The organism is Pedobacter hiemivivus, from assembly GCF_004331685.1.
GTDB classification, from domain to species: domain Bacteria; phylum Bacteroidota; class Bacteroidia; order Sphingobacteriales; family Sphingobacteriaceae; genus Pedobacter; species Pedobacter hiemivivus.
The window spans coordinates 64,676-80,260 of the sequence record NZ_SJSM01000012.1; the positions used below are offsets into that span (position 1 = coordinate 64,676).

Annotated in this window: 11 protein-coding genes; all 11 read left to right on the forward strand. The window is 42.2% G+C overall.

Features of this window, described 5'->3' with window-relative positions; translation table 11 throughout:
* Positions 1-116 precede the first annotated feature (116 nt).
* The 11 genes from EZ444_RS17780 to EZ444_RS17830 all read left to right on the forward strand — a co-directional run bounded on the left by EZ444_RS17780 (position 117) and on the right by EZ444_RS17830 (position 15,367).
* Positions 117-1,553 (forward strand): mannitol dehydrogenase family protein, encoded by a 1,437-nt coding sequence (locus EZ444_RS17780; protein ID WP_131610486.1) that lies wholly within the window; start codon positions 117-119, stop codon positions 1,551-1,553.
* On the forward strand, positions 1,553-2,872 hold the full coding sequence (locus tag EZ444_RS17785; protein ID WP_131610487.1) for an MFS transporter: 1,320 nt from the start codon (positions 1,553-1,555) through the stop codon (positions 2,870-2,872). Before EZ444_RS17780 ends, EZ444_RS17785 begins: the two co-directional genes overlap by 1 nt.
* A gap of 10 nt (positions 2,873-2,882) precedes the next feature.
* Entirely contained in the window at positions 2,883-3,782 is a 900-nt protein-coding gene (locus tag EZ444_RS17790; protein ID WP_131610488.1) for a carbohydrate kinase family protein, read from the forward strand.
* A gap of 79 nt (positions 3,783-3,861) precedes the next feature.
* Positions 3,862-4,428 carry an RNA polymerase sigma factor gene (locus EZ444_RS17795; RefSeq protein ID WP_131610489.1) on the forward strand — a complete coding sequence of 189 codons (567 nt, stop codon included), beginning with the start codon at positions 3,862-3,864 and terminating at the stop codon, positions 4,426-4,428.
* 84 nt (positions 4,429-4,512) lie between these two features.
* Positions 4,513-5,613, forward strand: coding sequence for a FecR family protein (locus EZ444_RS17800; protein ID WP_131610490.1), 1,101 nt, complete (start codon positions 4,513-4,515; stop codon positions 5,611-5,613).
* A gap of 116 nt (positions 5,614-5,729) precedes the next feature.
* Positions 5,730-9,131: a SusC/RagA family TonB-linked outer membrane protein gene (locus EZ444_RS17805; protein WP_131610491.1), complete on the forward strand. Its 3,402-nt coding sequence runs from the start codon at positions 5,730-5,732 to the stop codon at positions 9,129-9,131.
* A gap of 12 nt (positions 9,132-9,143) precedes the next feature.
* Complete coding sequence (locus EZ444_RS17810; RefSeq protein ID WP_131610492.1) at positions 9,144-10,643, forward strand: RagB/SusD family nutrient uptake outer membrane protein; 1,500 nt, start codon at positions 9,144-9,146, stop codon at positions 10,641-10,643.
* A 12-nt stretch (positions 10,644-10,655) separates the two neighbouring features.
* A complete protein-coding gene (locus EZ444_RS17815) occupies positions 10,656-11,369 on the forward strand; it encodes a DUF4843 domain-containing protein (RefSeq protein ID WP_131610493.1) in 714 nt (237 codons plus the stop codon).
* Between the two features lie 12 nt (positions 11,370-11,381).
* The gene (locus tag EZ444_RS17820; protein WP_131610494.1) at positions 11,382-12,938 is read left to right on the forward strand and encodes a PKD-like family lipoprotein; all 1,557 of its coding nucleotides are present in this window, start codon (positions 11,382-11,384) and stop codon (positions 12,936-12,938) included.
* A 14-nt stretch (positions 12,939-12,952) separates the two neighbouring features.
* Positions 12,953-14,062 (forward strand): TlpA disulfide reductase family protein, encoded by a 1,110-nt coding sequence (locus EZ444_RS17825; RefSeq protein WP_131610495.1) that lies wholly within the window; start codon positions 12,953-12,955, stop codon positions 14,060-14,062.
* A gap of 12 nt (positions 14,063-14,074) precedes the next feature.
* Positions 14,075-15,367 (forward strand): TlpA disulfide reductase family protein, encoded by a 1,293-nt coding sequence (locus EZ444_RS17830; protein WP_131610496.1) that lies wholly within the window; start codon positions 14,075-14,077, stop codon positions 15,365-15,367.
* The last annotated feature ends 218 nt before the right edge of the window (positions 15,368-15,585 follow it).

Below are 15,585 nucleotides of genomic sequence, written 5' to 3' on the forward strand. Positions count from 1 at the left end.
AACCCATCTGGGAACGTTACCAAAATTTTGGTAACGTTCCCATGAGCAATTTCGTCGAACAAATGCAGTAACCATAGGCCAGTCGTATAAATTTGATTAACCAAATAAGGATTAATATGAATGTAGAGAACTACGGTTACGAGCGTAAAACTGTCCAGTCGGGTATTTTACATATTGGTGTAGGCAATTTTCATCGGGCACATCAGGCATTTTACAACAATCAATTATTAGCAGACAAGGATCAATGCAAATGGGGGATTTGTGGCGTCTGTTTGTTGCCATCCGACGAGAAGGTGGTCAACAATCTGAGGGCACAAAATCTGGATTATACTTTAACCGTATGCGGAAGAAACGGCGAGGATCAAATTTATCAGATCGGTGCTATACAAGAATTGTTCTGGGCGGTAGAAAATCCACAGGCAGTATTGGATAAAATTGCGGAAAGCGCAATTAAGATCATTACCCTCACCATTACCGAGGGTGGGTACAACCTCGATAAAATCACAAATAAGTTTATTCTGGAAGATGAAAAGATACAGCAGGACCTGAAAAATCCAGGCCATCCGACCACTGTTTTTGGTTTTATTGCCCAAGGGCTTCGTCAGCGCCGGGATCTGGGCAATGGCAGCATTACCATTCTTTCCTGTGATAATCTACAACACAATGGAAATACCGCGAAAAATGCTTTTACCACATTCATCGCCGCTCAGGATAAAGATTTAGCAGAATGGGTTGAAGCAAATGTTACCTTTCCAAATAGCATGGTAGACCGCATTACTCCAGCTACGACACCTGAAGATGTGCAAAGGCTGAATAAAAGAAGCGGAATAGCAGATCTGGCTCCCGTTTACTGCGAAGATTTTACTCAATGGGTAATCGAAGATAATTTTATTGCTGGAAGACCAGCCTGGGAACGGGTAGGCGTAGCGTTTACAAATGATGTAACTGCTTTTGAAAATATGAAGCTTAGTCTTTTAAATGCTTCCCATCTATTGTTATCCTATCCTTCTTTTCTTAAAGGTTACCGTAAAGTTGACGATGCCATGCAGGATGAGGATATCGTTAAATATGTACGTGATTTTATGAATATTGATATTACGCCTCATGTGCCTGCTCCTGAAGGACAGGACTTAGCGGAATACAAGCGTACCCTCATCGAACGGTTTGCTAACCGTTCTGTGAGCGACCAAATTAGCCGTTTATGTTTCGATGGTATTTCAAAATTTCCTGTGTATGTCATGCCGAATCTGGTTAAAATGATTCAGGATAGTCAAAATCCTGTTCGGGTGGCGTTTATGATTGCAGCTTACAGGTATTATCTTAAATATCAAATAGATGATCAAGGTTTACCTTATCAAATAGCTGAACCCTGGTTAAGTCCGGAGGATAAAAGCCTTATCGCCAGCAACGAACCTACTGATTTTTTAGGCTTATCTGCCTTTAAAAGCACCAATTTAAAAGCTGCTGCACATTTTGTAGAATTATACACCCAATTTGTGAGCGACATAAAAAGCAAAGGGGTTGAAACTGTGCTAAAAGCTATTGTAAGGTAATGGAAACAAAACTTCGTAATGGCATTTTGCCCTTTGCAATTGTTACTTTTATCTATTTTATTGTAGGGTTTTTAACCACAATAAATGAACAATTACAAGCCCCTCTAAAGTTTGCTTTTTTAGCTGAAGCAGGAAATTTTAAAAATACATTTACCACTTTAATTTCTTTCTTTTTCTTTCTTGGCTATTTATTGAACGGAACTTTAGCCAGCAAATGGGTAAATGCTTTTGGTTATAAAAATACCATCATACGCGGTCTGATGTTTATGATTTCAGGATTGCTTATGTATTTATGCTCTTCCTGGTTTGGCGATCAATATCCACACCTGGCACTTCATTTTGGCAAGGTCGTTCTGCCTTATGGTTTTATTATTTTTGTCCTTGGATCTTATTTGATGGGTACCTCGGCAGCAGTAATTCAGGTTGTAGTAAATCCATATGTGGCTTCCTACGAATTGCCTGGTACGCAACCGGTACAACGTTTAAATATAACAACGGCCATCAATTCGATCGGAACTACTTCTGCACCTTTTTTTGTAACGGTGGTTATGTTTAGTGGCATTTCTATAGCACAAATTGAAATTAAACAATTGATGTTGCCGCTTATGGCGCTGATCGGTTGTGTAGTTGTCGTTACTTTGATCACCAGAAAACTTCATCTGCCAGACATTGCCCATACCAGAGCTGCTGCGGGAGAAAAGCTGGAAAAAAGTATTTGGTCTTTTAGGCATTTTGCCTTAGGGGTACTGGCCATTTTCTTTTACGTAGGTACAGAGGTGTCTATTGGAGCCAATATCAATCTGCATGCTTTTGAGCTGATGGATTCGGGGCATCCAATCACATTTTTTGGCAAAACAGACATCATCATTGGCGGGGTAGATTTGGGGATCCATGCCTTGCTATCGACATTATACTGGGGCGGATTTCTCGTAGGAAGAGCGATCTCTAGTTTTTTCAGTAAAATTTCAGCTAAAACGCAACTGGCTACCACAACCATATTGGCCGCAATACTTGCTATTATAGCCATGATTACACAAAATCTATGGTTTTTGGTGGCCATCGGACTTTTACATTCTACCATGTGGAGTTGCATTTTTTCGCTTGCCATCAAAGGATTGAATAAGTATACCTCAAAAGCTTCCGGAGTATTTATCTCTGCCGTATTTGGTGGTGCAGTATTTACACTTGTTCAAGGAGGCCTGGCCGATGTTTTTGGATCATGGAGATGGACCTGGGGACTCACCGTAGTTTGCGAGCTACTGATGTTATCTTATGCTTTGTTCGGATCTCGGATCAGAGCAAAGGACCTTATCAATTAATTGTTATCAGATGGAAACAAAGAAAATCAGAATAGCTTGCTTTGGAGAAGTCCTATGGGATGTTTTTCCTGGAGGTCAGCGTAGGGCAGGTGGCGCACCATTTAATGTGGCTTATCACCTTTTTAAAATGGGTATTGATGTCAATATGATTAGTAGTGTTGGTCATGATGAACTCGGGCAGGCCTTATTACAGCAAATTAAAAACTGGAATATGTCAACCGAGGGTATTCAGATCAGCTCCATATATCCTACGAGTACAGTTATAGCTTCATTGGATGAAAACAATGAAGCACATTATGATATTGTAGATCATGTAGCTTGGGATTTTATTGAAGTCAGGCAGGCAGATCAAGAGCTACTCAGCATTGCTGATGCCCTGGTTTTTGGTAGTTTGGCTACCCGTAACCAAAAAACGAGAAATACTTTGTTTGAATTAATGGAGGCTAGCAGCTATAATGTGTTTGACATTAATTTGCGACCACCTCATTACGATGTGCGGATCATTAAAGATTTACTACATAAAACGCAATTGGCCAAGTTCAATAAGGCGGAGTTGCGCATGATGCTAGACTTTCTAGGTAAGCCTTATTATACTGAAAATGATGGGGTCAGCTATCTGCAAGATACCTTTGGTATGCATGAAGTCATCATTTCTAAAGGAAGTAAGGGTGCACTTTATGCTTATGATGATGATTTCTATTTATATCCCACGGTGCCCATACAGGTAAAAGATACTGTAGGCAGTGGTGATTCATTTTTAGCAGGATTTTTATCTAAAAGATTGGAAAAGGGTGCAACTGTACACGATTTTATGCTTCAGGCTGTTTCATTAGGTGCTTTTATCACTGCACGTGAGGGAGCTTGTCCTGAGTATGTATTAGGAGACTTCATAGCATTCAGAGATAGGTAAGCTCGAATTTTATTACATATCTGTGAGAAAATTGCTGTCTTGACCCATTAATTCTATATTTGGTGAATTAGGGGAATTTATGGGTGCATTTGCTGCATATTCTGATGAATTTTTGTTTGATCTTGTAAAAACGGGGGATAGAAATGCCTATTCGGAAATTTATAACCGATATAAGGGGATTCTTTATGTTCATGCCTGTCGTATGTTGAAAGATAACGATGAAGCAGAAGATGTTATTCATGATCTTTTTGCAGTATTGTGGGCCAGAAGGGAAACGATAGTGATCCATAAAGAATTTAGATACTACCTGTATTCGGCGCTTCGGAATAGAATTTTTAAAAACATGTCCAATAGGAAACGGGATGATAACTACAGAGCCTCCCTGCCAGATGCTATGGATGAAACGGAGAGCAATGCGGATCATCTTGTACGTCAAAACCTCCTGTCGATGCTGATCGAGAAAGAGATCAGCTGCTTACCCAGAAAAATGCGCGAAGTATTTGAGCTGAGCCGTAAATCAAACCTTTCTCACCGCGAGATTGCCGAACAGCTGGAGATTTCTGAACAAACCGTGAGAAAGCACATTCAGCACTCGCTGAAGATACTCCGGGTTAAAATAAAGCTGTTGTCCGTCCTTTTTTATTAGTTGATAAAAATAATTCATTTTTTTTTACCCCCAAACTCTAACTTCTGAGTCTTTTAATTACAGCGCATCTTACTGGGCTTGTTTATGAAAGAAAAAGACATCACAGCACTACTGTTAAAGTTTGAGAAGGAGGAATGTACGCCTGAAGAAATTGCGGCACTTGAAACCTGGTATATCCAATATGGTATAGATAGCAGGTTTGAGTTGGCACCGAATCAGGTTCAGGATGCGACAGACAGGATCTGGGCAAGATTGGAAGCACCTCTTATCCCGCGCCGACCTGTTTTATGGCTTAGAATAGCGGTTGCAGCTTCAATAGTGCTCGCTCTATCCGTAGGATTATTCTTTTACTTTGATCAGCATACCCGCAGTACCGCAGTTGCAGGGAATGACATTGTTGCTGGCAGTAGCAAGGCAATCCTGACACTCTCAGACGGGACTAAGGTATCATTAAATACTGCCGTAAAAGGTCAGATTGCCGACCAATCTGGCGTGATGATCAGCAAGGAAGCGGATGGTCAGCTCGTTTACAGTCGCGATGGGGCAGAAGCTGCTGAGCCAGTCTACAATACCGTAGAAACCCCTAAAGGGGGAGAATATGAGGTAACCCTTCCGGATGGCAGCCATGTTTGGCTTAATGCCGCTACCCGATTAAAATTTCCGGCTTCCTTTAAAAATCTAAAAGAACGGAGGGTAGAGATTGATGGTGAAGGGTATTTTGAGGTTGCTAAAAATAAAGATGTTCCTTTTAAGGTTATTAGTAAAGGGCAGGAAGTGGAAGTGACAGGAACACATTTCAATGTGAACAGTTATACAGATGAGCCGGTAACAAAAACCACGTTGCTGGAAGGCCGTGTACAGGTAAATGGACGAGTACTGGCCCCAGGGCAGCAGTCTGTATTGAATGCCGGTACGCTTAGCATTGTAACGGTAGATGGGGATGCGGAAACGGCATGGAAAAACGGCGAGTTCGTTTTTAGTGGCGACGACATGCAAAGCGTGATGCGCAAGATCGCCCGCTGGTACGACGTAGAAGTGATCTATCCGGAAAAATTGAATAATGCAGGACATTTTGATGGGGAATTCTCGAGAAAAAAGAAACTGTCTGACATCTTAAAAATGCTCGAATCAACAGGTAATTTGAAATTTAAAATAGAAGGAAGGAGGGTCACTTTGATTAGATAGATACTAACCAGATTGATTTTAATAGAGCCGGGTATGCGTCTAACACACCCGGCAGATGATTGGAATCAGGACATACCGTTTTAGAATAGATTATCAACCAAAACCAACCATTTCAAATGTATAAAATTTTTACCAAGAAATTAGGTAACCCGCCAGGCTATGCCACTAAATTCCTGCTCATTATGAAATTAATAGTCGTTATTCTTTTTACAACGATTCTGCAGACCAGCGCTATAACCTATGCGCAAAGAATATCAATTAATGAAAAAAACGTACCGCTGAAGAGTATTCTGAAAAAGATCAAAGTACAGAGTGGTTACGGTTTCTTTTATAATAAAGACCTCATCAGCAATTATGATAAGGTGAGTTTGACCATTACCAATGGGACCATCGAACAGGCTTTACAGCAATGTTTGACGGGCCGACCCTTAAGCTTTTCCATCGATAACATGATTGTTGTGATCAAGTTAAAAGGAGAGGAGATACTGCCGCGAACCCTCAAAGCTGATACCGTCATTTCAGGAACAGTAACCGATGCCAAAACTGCGCAGAAGATCACCGGGGCTACGGTAAGCATTAAAAATAAGAAAGCAGTCACTTTTACCGATCAGGGTGGCAATTTCAGGATCATGGCCAATACCGGGGATAAACTCATCATATCTTATATCGGCTATGAAAGACAAGAAGTTGCTATTACCCAGGCGACTACCCGTATCATTGTAAAACTAAAAGAAGCTGCACAGTCGTTGAAAGACGTGGTGGTTACAGGTTTATTTGAGCGTCCAGCAGAGACTTATACTGGCGCCGCTTCTTCTTTTACGGCTGAGGATATTGCTAAAGTATCAAACAACAATATAATTACTGCTTTAAGGGCACTTGATCCCTCATTTCAGCTGACAGAAAATATCAATGCCGGTTCTAATCCCAATGTATTGCCTAATGTTTCTATACGGGGAGGAAATAGTTTGCCTGACTTAAACAGTACGCCGGCAACCAACCTGTTTAATTATAACGCAGGGCTTAATGCCCCCTTATTTATTCTGGATGGGTTTGAAACTACATTACAAAGAGTGGTTGACCTGGACGTGACCAGGATTGCAAGAGTAGACATCCTGAAAGATGCTCCAGCTACTGCCATTTATGGTTCACGTGCGGCTAATGGGGTAGTTGTTATTGAAACCATACGTCCGAAGGGCGGTCAGTTGACCGTAAATTACAACGCCAACTTTACCTTTGAAACTCCTGATCTCTCTGATTATAATCTGCTAAATGCAAGAGAGAAACTTGAACTGGAAAGGTCAATCGGTGTGTATAATTCTTCAAGTAATGCCACCAATCAGGATCTTCAGTACTATTATAACCATAGACTTTCAGAAATTAACAAGGGGGTAAATACAGATTGGATGGCTATTCCACTAAGAAATTCCTACAATCAGCGCCATAACCTGTTTCTGGAATCTGGCTCAAACGGCGTCACCTACGGTATTGGTGCTTCTATCAACAATACCCTAGGTGTTATGAAAGGATCAGACCGGGTAAATGGGAGCGCAAATTCCTATATTGCCTATCGGGTCAACAAACTTCAGTTTAAGAATGATTTTACTGTAAGTCTGAACAAGGCCAGTAATTCTGCATATGGTTCTTTCTCCCAATACGTGAGGATGAATCCCTATTTAACTCCTTATGATGCAGAAGGCCATCTGAAACAGGAATTGGAACGGGTACTCAATAGTACCGGTGGGGTCCTGAATCTTACTTCTGTGGCGAGCCCTGCGAACCCATTGTTTAATCCTTCACTCAATGTGGTCGACCATAATCAGTACGTTTCATTTACCAATAATTTCTCCGCAAAATACCAGGCTAACCGCTGGCTGCGGCTGTCGTCGCAATTATCGGTAGGAAGGCAAAATGATGAGTCCGATCAGTTCCTTCCGGCCCAACATACTTCTTTCCTCAATACACCGACTTTTGAAAAGGGAAGCTATACCAAGGGGTATGGAAAAAACACGAACCTTCAAGGATCCATTTCTGCGGATATTAACAAAAGTATTGGCAAGCACCTGTTCTTTTCAACGCTTAACGCCAACATCATCGAAAGAAAATTCGATGTTCAGTCTTACCGTGTGCAGGGCTTCCCGAATTCAAGACTGGACCAGATCGTTTTGGGAAACAGCTATCCGGTGGGGAGTAAACCCAGTGGCACAGAAAATATCACCCGCATGTCTGGGCTGCTGGCCAATTTGAGTTACTCCTATGACAGTCGTTACCTGTTTGACTTTTCATACAAACTGGATGGCTCCTCGCAATTCGGAACCAATGAACGTTTTGCCCCCTTTTGGTCTACAGGTTTTGGCTGGAATGTCCATCAGGAAACTTTTATGAAAAAAATATCAGCTGTAGACCGGCTTAAGTTAAGGTACTCTTACGGAAGTACGGGTTCACAGAATTTCAATTCATTTCTGGGGATTTCTACTTCAAGCTACTATACCGATAAGGAGTACAATGGCTTGGTTAGTACTTCTCTACTGGGATATGGAAATCCTGACCTGAAATGGCAGATTACGAACAAACACAACCTTGGGATTGAGCTTACGCTCTTTAAAAGACTGGACCTGTTCGGTAATTATTTCATCGAAAAAACCATCGGAAGTCTGGCCTCTATTTCTACACCACCTTCTGTAGGCTTCCTCAGTTATAGTGAGAACGTGGGTGATCTGACAGGAAAAGGCTGGGAACTGAATGCTTCCTATAGGATTATTTCCAAACCAGCTTCCAGAGATTATTGGTCGGTGGCTTTAAGGACATTTAGTGTAAACCGTAGGGTAGATAAGGTCTCGGATAATATCAAACAGATCAACAGGCGTAACGAATCGGTAAGATCTTCTACTCCTGTCACCATCTATTCTGAAGGGCAGTCATTAACCGCTATCTGGGCTTTGAAATCTTACGGAATTGATCCTTCTACTGGCTTGGAGATATTTCGTAATAGAGATGGAGGTTATACCAATACCTACGACCCCCTGCAAAAGGTAGTAGTGGGCAACACGCAGGCAGACCTGGAAGGTAGCATCAGCTCTAACCTCGAGGTAAAAGGCATCGGAATGAATGTTTACCTGCGCTTTCGTATCGGGGGACAGGCCTATAACCAAACACTCATCGATCGGGTAGAGAATGTAAACGTAGTAGGCGGAAATGTGGACAGAAGGGTATTGGAAGAGCGCTGGAGGAAACCGGGCGATGTGGCTTTCTTTAAAGGTATAGTGAATGCCGGCGGTGTTTCTAATACGCAGACCCTGTCTTCTTCCCGTTTTGTGCAGAATGATAACCTGCTGAACCTGGAGAGTCTTTCCGTATACTATCGCTTTTCTGATAAATGGAACAAAAAGATGCACCTGAACAATACAAAGCTGTCCTTCTTTACAGCCAATATATTTACCCTGTCATCTATTAAAAGGGAAAGAGGACTCGACTATCCTTTCAGCCAGACGTATTCGCTACAATTACAGACTTCATTCTAAACCTATACTGATATGAAACCAGATCTTAAAAAATATAGTCAGTACTTCCTTGTTTGTCTAACGGGGATGGTATTGTGTTGCTCTTCCTGCAAAAAATGGCTCGATGTGAGCCCTAAAATCCAACTGAAGGAAAGCGAACAGTTCTCGACCCAGGAAGGGTTTGTTGATGCCCTTTTCGGAATTTATCAGAAAGTATCAGACGAAAGCCTGTATGGAGGGCAGCTCGCCTACGGCTTACTGGACATTCTTGCCCAGCGTTATGAAAGTAAAACATCAACAGCAGAATATTACAGCCAGATTACCAGGTACAATTACACACCTGGAGTAGCCACCTATCCTGCAAGTACAATTATTGACCGCATTTGGGCAAATAGTTACGCTGCGATTGCACAATGCAATTATATCCTTGCTAACGTAGATAAAAGACGTGATGTATTGTCTACACAAGCCTACTCGATTGTTAAAGGGGAGGCCCTGGGGATGCGCGCGTTCTTACATTTTGACCTGCTGAGAATGTTTGCTCCAGCCTATTTGGATGGTGCGAATGCGAATAAGATCGCAATCCCCTATATGAGTGCTTACCAGGTAAAACCGCAAGATCGGTTGACGATGGCGGCTGTTTTTGAAAAATGCGAGGCCGACTTAAAGGAGGCAGAACAATTGCTGTCTGTGTATCCAAATATTGACCAGATTGCCGGTAATCAAGGTAGTACCTCTTCAAATCTTTTTCTGGCTTTCAGACAGAACCACCTGAACTATTGGGCCGCTAAGGCTACACTTGCCCGTTTGTACCTGTACAAGGGCGATAAGGTGCAGGCACTGAAATATGCAAAGGAAGTGATCGCAGGCCCCAGCTTCAGGTTCATCGAAAGGACACAGCTCAATAATGATCCTGAATCTACGGTTTCCGATATGACCTTTACTCCGGAGCATATTTTTTCGGTATACGTGAAAAACTTAAGAACAGCTTCAGATCAGTTGTTTAAATCTAATGGAGGTGTGACAGGTGAAGAACAGGATCTTTTTACGACACTTCCAAAACTGACTGCGCTATATGAAGTGACTAATGTAGGGTATTCATCAGATCTCCGCGGCCCGGACGCAGCTGTCCCTTTCTGGGACAGAGAAAACCCAGCCGCTGTTTATAGTAAGAAATACCACGTAAGTGCAAATACGGTCAGTGTGCGTCAGTCGCGCGTACCTGCAATCCGTCTTTCTGAAATGTATTACATCGCAGCAGAGGCAGAATCGGACAGTCAGCTCGCATTGGGTTATTTGAATGGAGTTAGGGTCGCGAGGTTCCTGCCGGCAATCAATCCACCAACGCCTGCAGAATTCCAGAACGAACTCTTTAAGGAGTATAGAAAAGAATTCTTTGCTGAAGGACAATTGTGGTTTTACTATAAAAGAAAAAACACAGCCCAAATACCTAACAGTCCCGATGCTGCAGCAATGACTCAGGCAAAGTATGTATTCCCATTACCTGTTGCTGAAATAGAATTCGGCAAGTAAAAATCTACACTCATGAAAATAAATATATATATCATACTAGTGCTGTTCTCTTCGCTATTAAGCCTGAACGGTTGCAAGGAAAAAAGACTGATGTTTGAAGAAGCACCAGCTGTTTATTTCACAAAATTTATTGTTGATCCCGATAGTGTCAATTATTCTTTCGGCATCAGGCCTGTAGAGATTGTTACTGATACCGTTTATCTGACGATGCGCATTATGGGTAATTCGACACCGGCCGATAGGGAGATCAAATTAGATGTTGTTGGTAGCTCGACAGCTAAAGCGGGCTACCATTATGCTTTGGGACCATTGGTGATGCCTGCCAATATGTTCCAGACCAGGATCCCGGTATATTTGTTTCGCAGACCAGGTATGAAGGATAGCATTATTTCGCTGAATTTCAAGGTCGCTGAATCCAAAGATTTTAAACCAGGATATGGGGATATCGCTTATGTGAAGACCCGACTTGAATACAAGATCAATATTGATGACCAGATTCTAAAACCCTCGAACTGGGAAAGCAGTCTGGCCAAGACTTTCGGGAATTTTTCGGTCGTTAAGTTTAGGTTCCTCATCGAGGTTACCGGGAGGAAGATTTGGACAGGCCTTATCGGTGATGGAGAGCGGGCCAATTATGTAACCGATGTCAAATTTGCATTGTACAATTATGAAAAACTACATGGTCCCATGTTAGATGAAAATGGACTGGCAGTTACTTTCCCTTAAATAATTATAATCATGAAGAATATTCAATCCATATATAAAACTAAATGGTTCCAGGTTTTTTCAATCTTGATGATCCTGAGCCTTGCTGCCTGCAGAAAGTATGCTTCTGAATTTGAGTATCACGCTATCAATGAAATATCCTTGCGTGATACTTCGGTTACTGCTGCGATAAGTGTTAAGATTGGCGATACCCTTCGTTTGAATCCCCAGATCTCCCAGACTGAGCTTAACGAGGAGGCAAACCTGGAGTTTCTCTGGACCAGTTATGAATCAGGGGCCGCGATCAATGCGCCCATTAGCGAAATTTCTAAAGAACGGAACCTTAAAATGCCTGTTGGATTTCCATTTGCCCTCGGAAAAAGTTACCTGATCAATTATAAGGTGACAGATAAAACGACAGGTATAAGCCGGTTTAAACAATATACGGTGACCGTAGTGAATGACCTGGTGGAGGGTTGGATCATTACTGAAGATGGTCCTGATGGTGCCGATTTCTCTATGTTGCTTCCAGACGGCCGGGTGGTCCATAATCTTTACTCTACCATTAACGGACCACTAAAAGATAAGGCGATCAGAACCGAAATGTCTTCAGTGGCAATCGATGACGGAATTTCTCCAAATAGGAGGAAAATCTATTTTATGACAGAAAATGCCGCTACTGAGCTGGATTATCTGACCTTAACAAAGACCTATGATTATAAGTCTCTCTTCTTTAGCCCTCCGGCAGTGATTAAACCTACGTATATGAACTGGTATTCTTTGGCAGGTGGTTTTATAGGCTCCATTATCAATGATGGTAAGCTACACATCAGTGTTACCGGTGGATTTCCCGGTTCAAAAAAATGGGCGGGTCAATTGGTAGCTCCAGAAGTGGGCTTAAATTATAAATTGGCCCCATTTGTAGCAAATGGTAGGTCAGCACTAACTACACCGATTACCAATACCAGCGCACAATACTATCAGGAATTGGTATATGATCAACTCAACAAAAGATTCTTTGCAGGGATTTCTCCAATTACCGCATTGATCGCACTTCCTGCAAATAAAAGTACCTTGTTCGACATGAACAATGTGGGCATGGAGATGTTGCATATGGATGCCGGTGGCATGACTTACCAATACAATGTAGTCATGAAAGATGACCTGAATGATAGGTATTTTATGCAGATCAGAACCACTTATTCCATCGCAAGTCCTTCGCTTACGCTTGTGAAAAGAAAAATGGACGCTCCTGACATTCAGAACATGACTTCGGCATCAACTTCGTTTATTTCCCAGCATATGTTTTATGGTGCCGGAAACAAAGTATACCGTTACGAGCCTTCTTCGAATACCACCAAATTACAACATACGTTTTCCGGAAATGAGCAGGTGTTGCAGGTTAGGTGTGTCCGTCCTATTGGGGCAGCTGGATTCAATATTGGCGTGGCAACCTGGGATGGTACACAGGGAAAACTGTATTTGTTCCCTATCGCCATGTCAGGCGCAAACGTAGAGGGTATCAGTGAATATTCCGCCAGCTATGCAGGGTTTAAAAACATTGTAGATATCCAGTATAAAGCGAGGTAATAAAAAAGAAAAATATGAATAGAATTAATCAACGGAACTACCTGAAATTGTTCCTGGTCACCCTTATGGTCTTTACTCAAGGGATTGCTTTAGCACAAAATGATAAAATAGAACTGAATATAGAGATTAAAGGGCTCGGAAACGGAAAGGTGATGATTCGCCAGGCAAATCCGGAAGGCGCTAAATTTGATTCCCTGAATGCAGAAAATAACATCCTGCAATTTAAAGGTATAGCAAAAGGGCCGCTCTTGTACAATCTTTCCTTTCCGGGAGGTAAATACCTCAGCTTCTTTGCTGCCCCTAATGAAAAAATAACGGTAAAAGGAGCGTTGGACGATCTGAAGTCGGTGAAAATAGCAGGAAGTATACATCAACCTGCATGGCGGGCGTGGAGCAGCATATGGAACCATCTGCATCTCTATGCGGGTACCATTTATAAGAAGTTGGACAGTATAGAGAAGGCGAAGGGAGATCGGCGTTTTTACATGGACAAGTTGAAAGACTGGGACAGGATTATGGTGGACAGCGTGGATGCTTTCGTTAAAAAATTTCCTGCATCACCGGTAACTCCCTGGGTGATCGACAGCCGTTTTGTTGTATATCTTTATCCTGATAAGGCAGAATTGTACTATGGTATGCTTACAGATCAGGCGAAAAAAAGCCCTTTTGGCATTGCATTGGGTAGATCGGTAGCGATAAATTCGAAGACCAGTATCGGAAAAAGGCCCGATTTCATTCAGCCCGACACAGCTGGAAAGCTGTTTAAACTGTCATCATTGAAAGGAAAGGTGGTACTGGTTGATTTCTGGGCCAGTTGGTGCGGCCCCTGTAGAAAGGAAAACCCGAACCTGGTAAAGGCCTATGCTGCTTACCATAATCAAGGATTTGAAATTGTGGGTGTTTCCCTGGATGATAAAAAACAAAATTGGCTGAAAGCAATAGCCGCGGATAAATTGACTTGGCAGCATGTTTCTGACCTTAAGGGCTGGAAAAATGAACTCGCCATTGCTTATGGCATTAAGTCCGTACCAACCAGCTTTCTGATAGATGCTTCCGGTAAGATCATCGCTAAAGACCTCAGGGGAGAGGCACTGGAAAACAAATTGAAAGAATTATTCAAATAAGTAAAAACTCAAATGAAATTAAAAAATATAGGAATTTTGATGTTTGCAGTTATGCTGCTGGTATCAACAAAACAGCAGGCTACAGCGCAAACACAAAATGCAGCAACAGATAGTCTAATTAAGCAGCGCAGCGCTGCTGTAGATGCGATTTTTAAAGGGGATGACCCTTTTGAAAAAGAAAAAAGGTTTAAAGCCTGGATTGCTAAATATCCGCCCGAAAACTTTCCAGGGATACGCATCCCTTACGATTATGTGCGTTCGGGCATTGGCAGAGGATTCGCTAAAGCGAAACAATTTGACAAGGCGGTTGAATATGCGAATCAGATGGAAACTCCCTTCTGGCGTGGGGAAGGGATGGCTGGAATTGCTTACGAGCTGTTGAAACAAGGCGATACAGCCCGAGCCGGTATTCTGATCCGTCAGGCCCTGGACAGCTCCCTTCCTTTTTTAAATCCTGCTCCTAACGATAACCAGGCACAATTTGCGGCGACAGGATATCCCGGTTATGCAACTACTTATGCAGAGCTGATGTACAAAGCTGGAAAATATGACGAGTCCCTGAAATATATGAAAGAGGCAGATAAGTACAGTAAGATGAAGAATGCTGCTTTTTACCTGACCTACGCCAATGTTTTGAAGCTGAGGGGGAAAAAGGAGGAGAGCAGGCTTCAGCTAGAGACCGCTGTAAAAGAAGGTCTTGCAGATGTTAAAATACTGGAAGCTTTAAAAGCAGTCTATGTCGGGACCAACAAAGGGGAGAAGGGATACCAGGCTTATCTGGATGGTCTTAAAAAAGCCATGGTGGAAAAAATCAGGGCCCGGGTTGCTAAGGAGATCATCTCTGAACCCGCCGCGGCATTCAGCTTAAAAGACCTGGACGGAAAAGTAGTTTCTTTAGCCGATCTGAAAGGAAAAATAGTGGTCCTTGATTTTTGGGCTACCTGGTGTGGCCCTTGTATACGCTCATTTCCGGCCATGCAGCGTGCTGTTAATTTGTATGAGAAAAACCCTAATGTTAAGTTCTTGTTTATAGATACCTACGAAACTGCCGCAAATCATGAAACACTGGTCAGATCATTCCTGGAGAAAAATAAATACAGATTCTCTGTATTATTTGATACCAAAGATGGTGCTACTGATAAGCCCAGGGTAGCAGGAGCTTATAATGTATCAAGTATCCCGGCCAAGTTTGTGATTGACGGTAATGGTAAGATCAGGTTTAAACTTACTGGGTTTATCGGAGCTGAAGATGCTGCCGTAGCCGAATTGGTTGCGATGATTGATATCCTCGCGCAAGGACGATGAGGATTTATGCCGGTGTTTATCAATTCGAAATTTTCTAAGATTCAAATCGCAACGATTTTCATCGTGTTTACCTCGATATTCGGGGTAAACACGATGCTACCGTCGAGACCTTAGTGCTGTTTGTATTGTTGCAATTGTACAATGGGTTAATTGAGACAATTCGACAAAAAGATGAATAAAATTTGCTGTATTTATTGCCTTACTTCAATTCCCAAGAG